14 protein-coding genes and 1 riboswitch are annotated in these 16,581 nt (G+C 36.1%); of the genes, 10 read left to right on the top strand and 4 right to left on the bottom strand.

Features of this window, described 5'->3' with window-relative positions; all coding sequences use genetic code 11:
• Positions 1-61: 61 nt before the first annotated feature.
• Positions 62-2,401 carry an RNA polymerase recycling motor HelD gene (helD, locus tag JNUCC52_RS14040; protein WP_337980177.1) on the bottom strand — a complete coding sequence of 780 codons (2,340 nt, stop codon included), beginning with the start codon at positions 2,399-2,401 and terminating at the stop codon, positions 62-64.
• A gap of 297 nt (positions 2,402-2,698) precedes the next feature.
• Complete coding sequence (locus JNUCC52_RS14035; protein WP_337980176.1) at positions 2,699-4,093, bottom strand: DHA2 family efflux MFS transporter permease subunit; 1,395 nt, start codon at positions 4,091-4,093, stop codon at positions 2,699-2,701.
• A gap of 168 nt (positions 4,094-4,261) precedes the next feature.
• On the opposite strand from JNUCC52_RS14035, the gene JNUCC52_RS14030 reads away from it, so the two are divergent.
• From JNUCC52_RS14030 to JNUCC52_RS13985, 10 genes are all read left to right on the top strand, one after another.
• Positions 4,262-4,801 carry a TetR-like C-terminal domain-containing protein gene (locus JNUCC52_RS14030; protein WP_173479183.1) on the top strand — a complete coding sequence of 180 codons (540 nt, stop codon included), beginning with the start codon at positions 4,262-4,264 and terminating at the stop codon, positions 4,799-4,801.
• Positions 4,802-4,884: 83 nt separating this feature from the next.
• A complete protein-coding gene (locus tag JNUCC52_RS14025; protein WP_173479182.1) occupies positions 4,885-5,520 on the top strand; it encodes a TetR/AcrR family transcriptional regulator in 636 nt (211 codons plus the stop codon).
• Between the two features lie 103 nt (positions 5,521-5,623).
• Entirely contained in the window at positions 5,624-6,358 is a 735-nt protein-coding gene (locus tag JNUCC52_RS14020; protein WP_173479181.1) for a glucose 1-dehydrogenase, read from the top strand.
• Positions 6,359-6,527: 169 nt separating this feature from the next.
• Positions 6,528-8,528, top strand: coding sequence for a catalase (locus tag JNUCC52_RS14015; RefSeq protein ID WP_337980175.1), 2,001 nt, complete (start codon positions 6,528-6,530; stop codon positions 8,526-8,528).
• Between the two features lie 192 nt (positions 8,529-8,720).
• A riboswitch (purine riboswitch) is annotated at positions 8,721-8,822 on the top strand.
• A 163-nt stretch (positions 8,823-8,985) separates the two neighbouring features.
• Positions 8,986-9,846 carry a DUF3100 domain-containing protein gene (locus tag JNUCC52_RS14010; RefSeq protein WP_173479179.1) on the top strand — a complete coding sequence of 287 codons (861 nt, stop codon included), beginning with the start codon at positions 8,986-8,988 and terminating at the stop codon, positions 9,844-9,846.
• Positions 9,847-9,853: 7 nt separating this feature from the next.
• Entirely contained in the window at positions 9,854-10,306 is a 453-nt protein-coding gene (locus tag JNUCC52_RS14005; protein ID WP_337980174.1) for a hypothetical protein, read from the top strand.
• 60 nt (positions 10,307-10,366) lie between these two features.
• Positions 10,367-11,716: an amidohydrolase family protein gene (locus tag JNUCC52_RS14000; RefSeq protein ID WP_139860324.1), complete on the top strand. Its 1,350-nt coding sequence runs from the start codon at positions 10,367-10,369 to the stop codon at positions 11,714-11,716.
• Positions 11,717-11,752: 36 nt separating this feature from the next.
• Positions 11,753-12,520, top strand: coding sequence for a sulfite exporter TauE/SafE family protein (locus JNUCC52_RS13995; protein ID WP_337980173.1), 768 nt, complete (start codon positions 11,753-11,755; stop codon positions 12,518-12,520).
• Positions 12,521-13,070: 550 nt separating this feature from the next.
• Positions 13,071-13,580: a DUF3841 domain-containing protein gene (locus JNUCC52_RS13990; RefSeq protein WP_173479178.1), complete on the top strand. Its 510-nt coding sequence runs from the start codon at positions 13,071-13,073 to the stop codon at positions 13,578-13,580.
• Positions 13,581-13,780: 200 nt separating this feature from the next.
• Complete coding sequence (locus JNUCC52_RS13985) at positions 13,781-14,098, top strand: MGMT family protein (protein ID WP_337980172.1); 318 nt, start codon at positions 13,781-13,783, stop codon at positions 14,096-14,098.
• 128 nt (positions 14,099-14,226) lie between these two features.
• Here the strand turns inward: JNUCC52_RS13985 and JNUCC52_RS13980 are convergent, their stop codons facing one another.
• Entirely contained in the window at positions 14,227-15,492 is a 1,266-nt protein-coding gene (locus JNUCC52_RS13980; protein ID WP_173479176.1) for an MFS transporter, read from the bottom strand.
• Between the two features lie 489 nt (positions 15,493-15,981).
• Positions 15,982-16,578, bottom strand: coding sequence for an ankyrin repeat domain-containing protein (locus JNUCC52_RS13975; RefSeq protein WP_228134211.1), 597 nt, complete (start codon positions 16,576-16,578; stop codon positions 15,982-15,984).
• Between the last annotated feature and the right edge of the window lie 3 nt (positions 16,579-16,581).

Below are 16,581 nucleotides of genomic sequence, written 5' to 3'. Positions count from 1 at the left end.
CACCTATAGAAAAGCCGATTCTAATGACAATCTAGAATCGGCTTTTTCACATTATTTTCTATCACTGTACTGAAATGAGATTTTCCTGTATAGCATCGCTTAAAAGCGGGCTTGGTTGACCTACGCTATATAACTGCAAATGGTGCATGGCGCGCGTGCAGGCTGTGTAGAAAACTCTACGTAAACTGTCATCGCCATATATTTGCTCAGAAGCATTATAGATAATAACAGCTTCAAACTCGATTCCTTTGGATAAATAGGACGGGATAATGACAACGCCTTGTTCATACTCTGGTGTGCCATTTTTTATAAGCTTCACATCCTCAATTTCGGACAGAGCTTCATACGCTTGTTTGCTTTCCTCCGCTGATTTACAGATGATGGCGATACTATTATAGCCCTCATTTCGCAAAGCTTCGACTTTTGTCGTAATACAGCGATGCAAAGCGCTACGTTCAGATAGTTGGGTCAGCACAGGTAGTTCACCATTGCGTTCAAAAGGAATAATCCGTTCGCCATTAGGGACTAGTTTGCGTGTAAACTCGACAATCTGTTTTGTAGAGCGATAACTACGCGTCATATTGATAACTTCTGTTTCGTCCGCTCCATACAAGCTACTAAGAATATGAAAATCAATCATTTCACTCGCATGTGCGAAGATTGCCTGATTAAAATCACCTAATACCGTCATTTTCGCAAAAGGAAACAATCGCTTTAAAAACTCGAATTGAAATGGTGAATAGTCCTGTGCCTCATCAACAAGAATGTGCCTGATTGAACTATTTGTTTTAAAACCTTGAATCAATTCCTTTATCAGTAAAAACGGTGTAGCGTCTTCGTAACATAATTTATCTTCTTCCAGCATTTGTAGCGTATCTTGGCAAATAGCCTCCCACTCTGCTGGTGTTTCCCCCTCTACCCATTGCTTCATTTGCAGAGGGTCTACAAACAATTGCTTATATATTTCCTTAACGTCGATAAATTGCAACGCTCGAATTCGTTTCCGCAATGTCTTTAATTTTCTAGATACAATTAATTGCGCAAGTTTTTTTGTATCCATTTCATAATCGGCTATCGTCTCTCTTGCAAAGCCTTGCTTTTTAGCTAAATAAACGCGTGCCTTTTGATATTCCTCGTTGCTAAGCAACTCTATTTCATCTTGCACCCATTCTTTCTTCCATTCGACTCTTTCGATTTCTTTTACTTCTTTTAAAATCCAATCTTTTAATTTTTCCAGTCGATTATGAAAGTTCATCGACGTGTCGCTGCTATAAAACTGCTCAGCAATTTGTTCGGCGCTAAGTATCGGTTGCCCTCTAAAGTTAATAACCTTAAAGATCATACTGGAGTACTCTAGTGACTTTCTGTATGCCTTAATCACTTCAAAGAAGCGCGTAGATGCTTTAAATTGGATGCTCGCCACCCTAGATCGATAAGCGGGGCTGTCGGCTGCTGTTAAAACGTATTCCAATTGCTCATATGGATTTTCCACATCGAACTCTTTACTTAATCGATGATGTAAGTACTCCTGAAATGTAACTTGCTGCATATTTTCTTCACCAAGTTCAGGTAGCACATTAGAGACATAACTATTGAACATTGCATTAGGTGAAAATAATATAATTTGATCCGCATTCAATCTGTCCCGATATTTGTAAAGTAAATATGCAATTCTTTGTAATGCAGCTGATGTTTTGCCACTACCAGCTGCACCATGTACAATAAGCAATCTTCCATGATCATGACGGATAATACGGTTTTGCTCCTGCTGAATTGTTGCAACTATACTTTGCATATGTTTATTTGTACCTTGACCTAGAACTTGCTGTAAAATTTCATCCCCGATCGTTAGACTTGTATCAAACATTGATTGCAGCACACCGTCGCGGATAAGATATTGCCATTTCTTCTCCAATTCTCCATATATAATGCCACCAGGTGTCGTGTACTGGGCAGGACCTGGCATGTAATCGTAGTAAACGCTTGCGATGGGTGTTCGCCAGTCATAAATAAGAAAATCCTCGCCGCTTTTATCCATTAGTGAAGAGATACCGATATAGATCTGTTCTTGAGCTGCCATGCCTTCCTCTAAGAAATCAATTCGACCGAAATAAGGATTCTTCTGCATACGGCGTAATGTTGCTAATCTTTTCGATGCATGTTTGTGGGTACTTTGGCTTACGGACAATGCTTGCGTTTCTTGTCTTAAGCCAATAATCGTCTCAAGATAATCGTCGAAGGTATCCATATTCACCTTAATTTCATCCCAAAAGTGTTTGCGAATATTTACAACTTCGTTTTTACGCTGTAAAGTTTCTTGCTCCAACCTACTCATTTGCTCAGAAATAGTCTCCATTACATTAACCAAACGTTTTTGCTCTTGCTGAAACTCCGATTTCATCGCATTCACTCCTTAAAAATGTAAGTATAGGGGTTGACTTCTGAAAAACAATGCCTTATAATTAAAGTAGGGATAATATATACTTTTAATAAATAAGTGCCTATCTATATAAATTTAACACATGGTCATGTATTTATCAATGGATTCAACATGATTTCTTTTTCCATTTAAATAAATATTAAAAATAGCGTAATAACACTTCACATTGCAGAAGTGTTTTTTTAATGCAAAAGCACCGTCTAAAATTTAGAACGGTGCTTTTGCTTAATAGTTCGCTCACTGCAAACAATTATTGTTTTAGTTACGTACATTTTTAGTTTTTGGTACAAACCAAACAACAATAAAGGCAATAATTGCTAAGATGAGCATATAGAAATAAGTTGTGTTGGCTGCGTTAGCATAACCTTCACTTGTGCCAATCGAAACCTTCGTTAATTGAATTGTATAAATCGTCACAATCACTGCTGTACCTATTGCTCCAGCTAATTGACGAATCGTATTATTAACTGCTGAACCATGTGAAGCTAATTCTTTTGGTAGCGCATTTAAAGCTGCTGTATTTAGAGGCATAGTAATAAAAGCTAGCCCAATTCGTAATATAATTGTGCGGACAAGTAAATACATATACGACGTAGAAGCAGATAAATCAACCACGGCCCACATCGATACAACAATAAAACACATGCCCACTATAAATAATGGCTTTGCCCCATATCTGTCATACATTTTCCCAGTTATTGGCGATAAGCTTGCGTTTATTAATGCCCCTGGTAATAATAAAAGACCAGCTTCAAAAGCCGTAAAACCACGTCCATCTTGTAAATAAATCGGTAGTAAAATTAAATCCGCATACATTAATATTGTAATGGCTATATTAACAAGCGTTGTCATGGAAAACATTTTATATTTAAATACTGTTAAATTTAATAATGGGTCCGCAGAAGTCATTTGACGCTGACAAAATAGAAACGTCACAATAATTCCTAAAAGAAGAGATGTAATAACGAGCCAATCGGCCCACCCTCTACTTCCTGCAATACTAAACCCAAAAAGTAAAAATCCAAACCCAATTGTTGAATACCCGACACTTAGTCCATCTAATTTTACTTTTGTTCCCTCAACTATATTAAATAAATATTTATAGGCAAACAAAATAATTAGCAAAACAAATGGAATCAAACCGATAAATAGCCATCTCCATGACATATATTCAACCAAAAATCCTGAAACAGTTGGTGCAATTGCTGGCGCGAATATAATAGCAAATCCAACCTTCCCCATAACGGCTCCACGCTCTTCCATTGGATATAAAAAAACAATGACTGTCATCATTAATGGAATGATAATTCCTGCTCCAACTGCCTGAATCATACGCCCCGTCAATAACATACCGAAGTTCATTGCACTTGCTGCAACAATAGAACCTATTAATAAAAAAAGCATAGAACTTATAAACAACTGGCGAGTTGAAAATCGCTTCATTAAAAAGGCTGTAATAGGAACTAGCACGCCATTCACTAACATAAAGCCTGTAGCTAACCATTGAATGGTTGTCGGGGTTACATTAAAAATAACCATTAAATCACTAAGCGCCACATTTAGTAATGTTTGATTTAAAGTAGAAAAGAAGCATCCTGCAATCATTACAAAAAGCAAAAGCTTTTTCGTTCCAGCAGACATTTCATTTTGCATAATAGAACTCCTAACGCTATCATAATTTTATCGACACATTGTCTAAAAAATATCTTAACAAGAATTTGACTAAGTTGACCATGAACAATATTGAATTTACTGTCGACTACTAGACAATTCAAAACAAACTGTATATAAAATCTACTATGATAGACAGGAATGAGAAAAATGACTAAAAAAGAGGATCCACGTGCCCTTAGAACACAGGAAATGCTTAAAACAGCTGCCTTATCCCTCTTAAATGAGGGTCTGTCCATTAATCAATTATCTGTTCAAAAGGTGACACAAAAGGCGTTATTAAATCGAACAACTTTCTATTTGCATTATCAAGATATCGATGGCCTCATTACACAATTAACGCAGGAAATTTTACATGAGCTAACTGAAAAAATTGAAGTACTTATCCAAGTTCAGGACATCGATGAAAAAAAACAATTGATTCAATTACTCGATTATCTTTATACACAACGGCATCATCTACTCATCCTTTTTCAACTCGAACAATTTGAAAATCATCTATTCCAATTATTAAAAAAGTTAATTGATGTTCGCAGAAACAAAAATAGTAAAACAACTAAAAAGGTCTATGTCGATGCTCAAATCAAAACAGCTTCAATAGTTGGCGTTATAATGTGGTGGTTAAAAAATGGGCTACATTTAAGTTCTGATTACATAGCAGAACAAATTCACCTTATGTATAAAACATAATAAATATACAAAAGTAGCTGTATAAGTTTGTATGTAATATGCATGCTACAATTAATGTAAGAAGAACAGTTGGAGTGACGAAAATGAGTAAAAGAGAACAACAAAAACAACAACGCCGTCAACATATTATCCAAATTGCCAAGGATTTATTTTTGGAACATGGCGTTCAAAATATACAAATGCAGGATGTGGCGGACGCTTCTGGTGTTGGGATTGCGACAATATTTCGTTATTTCCCTAAAAAAGAGTTTTTAGTAATTGCAGCCTCAAATACTATTACAAATGATATGGCAACGGATATAGAGCAGATTGTTGCGCAAACAATTCCTGCTTACGAAAAAATCAAACAAATTTTGGAATATTATATAAGTGGAACAAAGGATCCTAATCTACGTTTAGCTAAGTTTTTCGAGTCCTTTGATTTACATGAGAAAATTGCTACGGAATCTTCGACTGAGCAATATGCTGAATACTTTTTTGCACGAAGAAAATTAGCTGGTATTTTATTCACATTAGCCGATTATGGTAAACAAGACGGCTCTCTAAGACAGGATATTAATTTAGATTTGTTTATCATGACGATGGTACAAAACTTTAGTTTATTCACATTTAAATCAAGCCTAACAACCCACGATCCAAACCTTTCCCAGTTGTTATCTACGGACAAGCAACTGGAGTTGATGAAGGATGTATTTTTATCTTATATTCGACCACAATAAATGACGAACGTTTTGAATTGACATTCGAACGCGAAAGTTGTTAACTAGGAAGTATAAAAGTGATAGTTAACTATCAAATTTAAAATTTTAGGGGGCTTTCTAAATGAGTCGTTTAGCAGGTAAAGTCGCAATAATTACAGGTGCTGCACAAGGTATGGGCGCTGCACACGCAAAATTATTCGTAGAAAACGGAGCAAAAGTTATTTTAACAGATTTAAATGAGGAAAAAGGAAATGCATTCGCAGCTGAATTAGGCGAAAATGCTATTTTCGTTAAACAAAACGTTACTTCTGAAGAAGATTGGGCTACAGTAATTGCGAAAGCAGAAGAAGCTTTTGGTCCAGTAAACGTATTAGTAAACAATGCTGGTATTACTATGGCGAAAAATATGCTAGAAGTGACATTAGAAGAATACAAACGCATCGTTGACATTAACCAAGTGTCTGTATTTTTAGGGATGAAAACTGTAGCAGGTTCAATGGCGAAAGCTGGTGGCGGTTCAATCGTCAACATTTCTTCAATGAACGGCTTAGTTGCTGGTGCTATCGGTTATACAGATACAAAATTTGCTGTTCGTGGTATGACAAAAGCAGCTGCAATCAATCTAGCACCTATGGGCATTCGCGTAAACTCTGTACACCCAGGCGTTATCGCAACACCTATGGTTGTACAAGAGGATACAAAAGCAGCAGTAGAAGAATTCTCTAAACATATTCCATTAAAACGTGTAGCTCAACCAGAAGAAGTTTCTAATATGGTATTATTCCTAGCTTCTGATGATTCTAGCTACTCAACAGGTTCAGAATTCGTTATCGATGGCGGATTAACTGCACAATAATACATGATAATAAAAAGCCCGATTTTCTTTTAAAGAAAATCGGGCTTTTTTATGAGCGCGCTAATGTCCTATTATCCCCCTTATTTAGCATCTTCGGAATCACTTCATAATGTTTTTATTTCAACTAAAAGGGAATGCATTAAATAAGATTACTTTGAGGAGGATTCAAATGGACAATAAAAAAACTGAACAATTAAAGAAACATATCATTGATAACCAAGGTAAACATGCCTTAACGACCAATCAAGGATTAAAAATGGCAGAGGATGAATTTTCTTTAAAAGCTGGTTTAAGAGGTCCTACCCTTATGGAGGACTTTCATTTCCGTGAGAAAATGACTCATTTCGACCATGAACGTATTCCTGAACGTATTGTTCATGCACGCGGTGTTGGTGCACATGGTGTTTTTCAGCTTTACGAATCATTAGAAGATTATACAAAGGCAGATTTTCTTACAAATACCTCTAAAATCACTCCTGTATTTGTACGATTTTCGACGGTACAGGGTTCTAGAGGATCGAATGATACAGTGAGGGACGTACGAGGATTCTCTACTAAATTTTATACAGACGAAGGTAATTATGATTTAGTCGGTAATAATATGCCCGTTTTCTTTATTCAAGATGCCATTAAGTTCCCTGATTTTGTGCATGCCGTTAAACCAGAGCCACACAATGAAATACCACAAGGTGCTAGTGCGCATGATACTTTTTGGGATTTCATCGGACAAAATCCTGAAACAGCCCATATGATTATGTGGCATATGAGTGATCGTGCGATTCCACGTAGCTTGCGCATGATGGAAGGCTTCGGAGTTCATACTTTCCGTCTTATTAATGCTAAAGGACAAGCTCATTTTGTGAAATTTCACTGGAAGCCTACGCTAGGTGTTCATTCATTAGTTTGGGATGAGGCTCAAAAAATTGCAGGGAAAAATCCTGATTTCCATCGACTTGACTTGTATGAAGCAATTGAAAAGGGAGATTTTCCAGAATGGGAGCTTGGTTTACAGTTAATTTCGGAAGAAGATGAGCATGCCTTTGATTTTGATATATTAGATCCAACTAAATTATGGCCAGAGGAAGAAGTCCCTGTAAAAATAGTGGGCAAAATGACTTTAAATCGAAATGTAGATAATTTCTTTTCTGAAACAGAGCAGGTTGCTTTCCATCCTGGGCATGTTGTACCTGGTATCGATTTCTCAAACGACCCTCTTTTACAAGGACGATTATTTTCTTATACCGATACACAACTGTCTAGATTAGGAGGACCTAACTTCCATCAAATTCCGATTAATCAACCTGTCTGTCCTTATCAAAACAATCAACGTGACGGCATGCACCAAATGGCGATTTATCGAGGACAAACGAGTTATCATCGCAACGGTTTAAATGACAATCAACCAGCTCCTGTTCCTGCAGAAGAAGGCGGCTACGAACATTACCAGGAGAAAATTGATGGCAATAAAATTCGAGGCCGAAGTGAAAGCTTTTTAGACTTTTATTCGCAAGCAAAGCTTTTCTATAATAGTATGGCTCCTTATGAGAAACAACATATTAAAAAAGCATTCAGTTTCGAGCTTGGCAAATGTAAATCAAATGCTGTGAAAACAAAGGCAATCGACCTTATCAATCATATAGACCATGAATTAGCACAAGAAGTAGCTAACAATATTGGCGTAGCATTACCTAAAACAAATCTTGAAATACAATCAAATAAAAAATCGCCCGCACTCAGCATGGCGAATACTATCTCTAAACCCGACACAAAAAATGTCGCGATTGTATTGAATGGACAACCTAATGCAACACTTCTAACAAAATGGCTTCAAACTTTCGCTAAACAACATGTCAATTATAGTATTATCGATAAAAAGGTATCTCAAATCGACGATTCCCTTAACGTAACCGATACTTATGACACAGCAGACCCAACCCTTTTTGACGCGGTTTTAGTCATTAGCAGTGAATCACCTATTCAAACTCCTGTGCTAGAGTTTATGGAAACAACCTTTAAACACTATAAACCTTTAGCCTTTGACATTCATGACCCACAAGCTTTAGATTCTTGCAGAATCAAACTAGGGGGAGCTGGGGTCTACAATTTAAAAGACTCCACAATTGAAGCCTTTATTGAAGGCATAGCCCAAGGTCGATTCTGGAATCGTTAAAATGAAAGATGGCCTATTCAAAACTCAGTTTTTGAATAGGCTTTATTTATTGGATTGCCTCATTTGCTCGCATACACTTTTCACTTAAACATCCTCTCCATTCCGTAAAACCCCTAAAAAAACTTTGACTTTCCAAAAACATTGAGGTAAATTGTTAAATACACGAACATATACTGATATATTAATTAACAATGTTCGCATTTTAAAATTCTTCGTATAAAGTTGGAAATACGGTCCAAAAGTCTCTACCAAACTACCGTAAATAGTTTGACTATGAGGAATGACAAAAAACGATATATTATTCTCGTACTGAAAAAACGGTTTGTTTATTCGGTCTATTTACGTTTTTTGTTTTTCTGTATGTCAAACTCTAGTTTATTAACTAGGGTTTTTTCTTTTTTCACTCTTCTATACGTAATTATTTTAAAAAGTCCATCACCAAGAGAGGAAAAAGAGCATGGAAAACACAGAACAACATCAATCCGTTTGGCAAGTAATTAAACAAAATTACAGATTATATTTAGGGGCTCTTGTTATCGTTATCATTGCCGAACTAATTGGAGTAAAGAAATTCCAAGTAGGATCTGCTTTAATCGTTATTTATCCAATGCTATTTGCAATCGTAATTAGTGTTTTACTTGGCCCAGATATTTTTCGATTTTTTAAAGAAAAGGCATCCACAAAGGCCTCATCTCTTGTTCTTGTAGCAATCACACCTTTTATGGCGAAAATTGGCGTACTTGCAGGTTCTAATCTTCCTAAGCTTGTCGATGTAGGTCCTGCATTAGCCTTTCAAGAGCTTGGACATGTCGGAACCATTTTTCTAGCTTTACCAATTGCATTATTGCTAGGAATTAAAAAGGAAGCGATTGGCGCAACAAGCTCTACTTGCCGCGATAAGGATTACGGTTTGATTTGTCATCTATATGGTGCCAATTCTCCTGAAGCAAGAGGCGCTTTATCTATTTACATCATTGGATTTTTAATCGGTACTATTTATATTGGTTTTTTAGCAAGTATCGTAGCTTCTACGGATATTTTTCATCCTTTAGCATTAGCGATGGCTTGTGGAATAGGTAGCGGTGTCATGATGGCGGCAGCATCTAGCACATTGGCAACCATTTATCCAGAATACGGTGATCAAATTATTATGCTAGCAGGTGCAAGTGATACGTTAGCGGCCATTATAGGTATCTACTTCACTTTATTTATCTCTCTTCCTCTTACTAGGAAATTATATTACTTGTTAGAGCCAAGAATCAGTCCAAAACATACACGTGATCCAAAACAAATGAAAAGCATGAAGGTTGGTGATTAAGTTGACTATGAGCATGCGAGATTGGACAATTTCTCTTTTATTAACATCTGTTATTACAACGCTTATGGCTAACCTAATTGGTTCCCATGTATCTATTGCAGAATCTATTCCTGGTGTACTGATTTTATCCGCTATCGCCTTCGTCGGTATTTTTTTAGGAAAAATTATTCCTTTAAAAATTCCTGCAATTATTTATGTTGTGCTAACAGGCTTGCTTGTTGCAAGCCCTATTTCACCTATCTCTCAACCAGTGATTGATTATACAGCTAAAATTTCCTTTATGGCGCCAATAACAATTGTTGGTACCCTCGCTGGAATTGGACTTAATTTTAAATCTTTTATTAGTCAAAGCTGGAAAATGGTAATTATCGCCTTATTAGTTTTTACAGGTACGTTCATTACACAAGCAGTTTTTGCTCAAATATTTTTAAACTTAACGAATGCATTAGATTCATTCTAAAACGAACTAGAGAGGCTCACTCCTCTCTAGTTTTACTCAATTCATTAATGGAGGCATATTATGCAGGATATAGCGTATAACGCTGATTTAATAGTTAAAAATTGTTCCATCTTAACCCCTGACTTTCACATCGAGCATAATCAATCAATAGTCATTAAAAATAATAGCATCGTCGCTATTGGTGCTACTGCATCACTTGCTACGAAATATCAATCAAGAGACATTTTAAATGGACAAGGCAAACTAGTACTACCAGGTTTAATTGATGCCCATACGCATACATGTCAACAACTTCTCCGTGGAAGAATTACAGATGAATACCCTATGATTTGGACGCGCATAATGGTGCCGTTTGAAAGTAATTTACAGCAGCGAGATGTTTATATTAGCTCACAGTTAAGCTGTCTCGAAATGATTAAGTCTGGCACTACAGCCTTTATTGATGCTGGTGGCAGACATATGCAGCAAGTCGCAAAATCCGTATTAGAATCAGGTCTACGTGGTGTTCTTACATGTTCCACTATGGATAGTGGCTTAGACATTCCTCAAACGATGAAATTTAGTATCGAAGAAAATATCCGTAACAATCGTGCATTGTTTAATGAATTCCATGGAGCTGGTGACGAGCGAATAAATGTATCATTTTCTCTTAGATCTATCATTACTTGCACACCAGAATTAATACAAGAAGTTTTCGCAGCAGCTAAAGAATGCTCTACTAGTGTGCAATCTCATATGAACGAATATCCAAACGAAATTAGCTATTGCCTAGAAAAATTTAAAATGCGCCCATTTGAATATCTTGCTTCCTTAGGTGTCCTTAATGAAAATTTCTTAGGAGCCCATAGCATTTTACTTTCTGAAAATGAAATGGAAGTTATACAAAATACTAATAGTAAAGTTGTCCACTGTCCTATTAGTAATTCTGGTAAAGGCGTGCCCAAAACACCTAGCTTATTGCATAAAGGAATTGCTGTTGGTTTAGGTACAGATGGGGCTGGTCATTCGGGATTAAGCTTATTCGATCAAATGAAAGTGTTTAAATCATTAATACGGGCATTTTCTGGCGTTCCAATTTTTGACCCGGTAATTATGCCTTCAAAAAGTATTTTAGAAATGGCTACATTAGGTGGAGCAAAGGCTATGATGCAAGAAAACCAGCTAGGAACATTGGAAGTTGGCAAAAAGGCAGATATGATCTTAATTAACATTGATCAACCCCATATTACTCCTTCACATAATTTAATAAATACGTTAATTGAATCCGTTAACAGCAATGATGTAACAGATTCCATTGTTAATGGTAAAATATTAATGAAAAACAGAGAAGTTCTGACACTGGATGAAGAAAAAATAAAATACGAAAGTAAGCTTGCAATGAAGGAACTTGCTATTCGCGCAAACATCTAACTCTTGTTAAGGGTTATAATAATTGAGGTCTAAAATATGTTAACAAACTCACTGCTTTTAAGTATTGTTTTATGTTCCAATTTAGTTATTGGTATTCTTTTAGGGATGTCTGGAATTGCGGGATTTCTTCTCCCGTTAATTTATGTAGGTTTTTTAGAAATACCTGTCCATGATGCACTTGCATTGAGTTTTTTAGCATTTGCTGTTTCAGGCATTCTCGGAGCTTATTCCTATTGGAAATCGAAAAATATGGATTTGAAATTAGCCCTATTTTTAAGCATCGGTAGTCTTCCTGGTGCATTTTTAGGTGTGCAAATCAATGTGCTTATTTCTGATTTTCTGGCAAAGTTATTGCTGTACCTATTTATCTTACTAGCTGGCTTGTCGATTATTTTTAAGAAAAACAATGAAAATGCACTTATCAATAAATCGAAAGCACTGAATAACCCATTTATTGTGATAATCATCGGTTTTTTAACGGCAACGATTTGTGCTTTAACAGGTGCAGGTGGCCCGATTTTATTAGTACCAGTACTAGTTAACCTTGGCGTCAATATTCGCGTCGCTGTAGGTGTGAGTCTTTTAAATTCAGTCTTTATTGCCATACCATCTATATTTGGATACTTTGCATATGCCAATGTAGATAGTATGTCTAGTTTAGTCATTGCGAGTTTAATCGGTGTAACGATTGGAATTCTCACGGGCACTCGCATTGCAAATAAAGTACCTATGAACATGTTAAAAATAATGATTGGTGTTATCACTATATTGTCTTCACTTTATATGCTCTTTACGTTAAAGTAAGGGCTAATTCAAACAGGAAAAGAGCCTTAGACAGGCTCTTTTTTTATGTGTTTTTTAAAAATCTTGAGTAAATGAAGGGGATGGCACATAATGAGGGCATCATTGACAGAAAAGGCTACTCCTTTGTTCATTCGCAATCATCCATTCTATAAAACACAAACAACTGCAGCTACATTAATTTGAAAGCAAAGGAAGCATTCTTTAAGAGAAAATATGTTTGATAACACACTATTCCAACATTTGAAAGAACAAATTTATATTTCTGGTGATTCTTTGCCTCCTTTTTGAGTCATTTAATTTTTGCAACCTTATATATCAATAAGTCTTTATAATCAATCGTTTCGGGATAATTAAATGCGATTGACAGAAAGTTTAACAGTTGCAATTTTAGTTAACCACAATGTACTATAATAGTTAACATAAGTGAAGCTAACACGCATATAAGAGAGCTGTTCTAAGTTGAAGACCACCAATAGAAAAACTCCTTCCTAAAATTCTGAAAGTATACATAACACAGGGCAACTCCATTCATTAGGGGGCAATATCAATTATGGGAATCTATTGGACGATACAAACAATGGAAAAATGGCAGGTAGCCAAAAATTTAGGCTTCCTTATCGGTCACCGGGAGCATATATGGCCAGATTTTAGTGAGCCTTATCATTGGATGATGCGTCAAATGGCTGAACGACTGCCTAACTATCAAGGGGAATATCCGGTATGGGTATGGACGGAAAGACCTGATCTACGAAGAATGGGGCATTTAGAGAAAGGAACTCGTGGGGTGTTATTAAAAATTGACATCGAAGATACGCGCATTCTATGCTCAGAATTTCAAGCCTGGCATTTTGTTTTAATGGATTGCTATTGTGATATTGAAGCAAAAGAAGACTTTGAACTTGATTTATCGCGACAAGCGATAGAAGAAAGTTGGAAAACGATATTTGATTTAAATTATTTAGCTGAGCATCCTGATTGGGGAGAGTGTACAGTGCAAGGTGTAACGGGTAAGGTCATGCTTCATGAAATCTCTTTAGTGAAAGAATTTACAGCTCGCTAACGACTAAATAGGTGGAGATCAAACGAAGCCTGGCATTTTTTAACGGTAAAACTTAAAGGATGTTTATGTAACATGTAAGAAACGGAAAAAGAGCCTGCCTTTAAACAGGCTCTTTTTTTATGTGTTTTTTAAAAATCTTGAGTAAATGAAGGGGATGGCACATAATGAGGGGAAAGCCATGCTTAAAGGAGCTGAATAATATGCAGCCATTTACTAAAAATGTGATCACTGTAATACAGCGCATCCCAAATGGTAAGGTTATGACGTATGGCCAAGTTGCAGCCTGTGCAGGTAGCCCAAGAGGGGCAAGACAAGTTGTAAGAATACTCCATACGATGAGTGAAAAATATCATCTTCCCTGGCATCGTATTGTAAATATGAAAGGGGAAATAACGATTCAGGATGCAGTGCGTCAGAAAGCACTATTAGAAGATGAGGGGATTGTTGTCTCGCCTACCTTTACGCTTAACTTAAAGCACTATCAATATAAATTTGACCCTATCGATTATGATTTCTAAAGGAAAAAATACCCCTAAATTGTTAACTGTCGTGTCTAATAATTTAGGGGTATTTTACCTGTATATACATATAATATAATTTTAACTCGTTCATTATCGTCAATTAGATAGAGGATGCTTTCTTATTGTTAATTCCACAATCCTGCTTTTTCTAATTTCTTTTTACCTTTAAAGGCCATTAAAATTGCACCCACATTTAACAACAACATGATAAAAATAGTATCCAAAACATACGTGTAACTACCTGTAAATTCAAAAATAAATCCATAGATAGGTAACGCAACAATGCCTGCAACTGCTAAGCCTGTTATGGCAAGTCCATAAATTTGACTGAACTCTCTATTACCAAATAAAGCTGTTGTTAACAGTGGCCCTAATGTTCCTAGAGATGCCACAACAAATCCATATAAACCAGTAGCTGTTTTAAAAACCAATGGATTTTCAGGCACTAATAAAAGAAGTCCTACTGGAACTAATCCTAAAAGCATAGCAGAAATTGCTGTGTTCTTCACGCCTATTTTATCGCTTAGGAAGCCGAAAAATAATGCCCCTATTACAACTCCTACCGACCAAGTACCCATAGCATTACCCGCAAACTTCACATCATAACCTAATCCCATCGCAAATGGCGCAACATGTTGGTTAAATGCGGCTATAGAAGTTTCACAGAAGAAGAAAAATACTAAAAAATAAAACGCACTGGATTTTTTAGCTATAGTTGCTGCAACGCCACTGTTTGTTATCGTATGAACCGTATCGTTCTTATCTTCCTTCACTTCATCCATACCATATGGCTGTAAACCCATGTGTTGTGGAGCTTTTCTAATCGTTAATAAGACAATTGGGATAACAATCGCCATTACTCCTACACCTAAGAAAATATACGTATTTCTCCAACCTGCACTAGCAATTAAGTTGCCTGCAACTGGTTGAAGGAAAGCACCTATTAAACCACCAGCGCCAACCATAATACCTAAAGCTAAACCTTTATGTTTTTTAAACCAATTATTAATAAGTACAGGACCTGCTAATTGTGTTACGACTACAGATCCCATTGCCATAGGGATAGCAAACAAATACCAACCCCATACGGAATTCATGAATCCAAACATTGCATAGGCTCCTGCCTCTAACGTAACAGCTACTACTAACAGTATTCTAATATTGTATTTAGCTATCATCTTACCTGCAACTGGTAAGGAGAGCATTGTGACAATTGAAGCTATACTAAAGTACAATGTTAAACTGCCCATACCAATACCCAAATCTTCAGTAACTGGGGTTAAAAATAATCCGCCTGTAGTCGCAATGCCACCTTTTGCAGCTCCGACCATAACAACTAACCCTAATAACACCCACCAAGCATAGTGGATTTTTTTCTTTGACTGACTCATAATGCTGTCCCCGATTCGTATATTGGATTTTACTTTTACACAAAAATTTCATTCTATTTTTTAATAATCATTAAAATCTTTCTCTAGTTTGAAAAAGATATAAAACATCATTGGTCAAATAGAATTTTTTTATATTAATATACTTAGAATGTACTAAATGAATACTGCCAATTTTATTTCCAATTCCCTCCTAGTTCTTTTGATATATAATTTAGTTTAAAATTAAACTACCTTCGCAATAGTAACCCGATACTTATAATGTGTCAAATATATGAACTTTGTTATTTTAGCCCAAAAACGGGCGCTATAATAGTTGAACTTATGTATACACCATGCTACCAGTGTGTTTGCACGGGGCACCGTGTAGCTTATTAGCCCTTAAAATACAAGTTTTTATTCCACATTTTTAGCTAATTCCTTTTAAAAAAACACCTAGAACGTTGTAATAAAAACGTCCTAGGTGTTCTTTTTAATCTTGTTATCTTTCGACTATTCTTCTAACATCTCGATCATTTTTGTATAGCCCATCTCTTTGGCATAATCCAGCGCTGTCTTTCCCGAATTGTCTCGAAGTTCCTTATTGGCGTTGTATGCTAATAATTCTTGAACAATTTGCTGATACACTACGGAGCCGTCAGTCAATGCGACTGCTTCAATTAATGCCGTATAGCCAAAATTATTTTGATGATCGATATCTACTTTACCATCTTGTAAAAGCAGCTTCACATTGTGTAAATGTCCTTTTTCAGCTGCAGGGATTAAAGCATTTCCTCCATAGCGATTGACAATATTTTGATTTGGTTCCGCATGCTCAATCATATATTTTAAAATCTCTGTTTTTCCTTGTGCACCTGCATATAAATAAGCGCTATCCTGAATATGATCCTGTTGATTAATATCAGCACCCACATCAATTAATAATTTTGCCACCTCTATATAATTTTCATGTGTAGCAATTAATAAAGGCGTTTCCCCTTTATCATTTGTTTCATTAATTGGATAAGTTGAATCCTGTAAAATTTTTTGCACTTTTTCTACATCATTGTTTTCAACCGCTTGAATCAGCTTACCTGATTGTTGTGCCATATG

The sequence above is a fragment of the Lysinibacillus sp. JNUCC-52 genome, assembly GCF_015999545.1.
In the GTDB taxonomy this organism is placed as follows: Bacteria; Bacillota; Bacilli; order Bacillales_A; family Planococcaceae; genus Lysinibacillus.
This window is presented reverse-complemented; position numbering and strand designations above follow the sequence as displayed.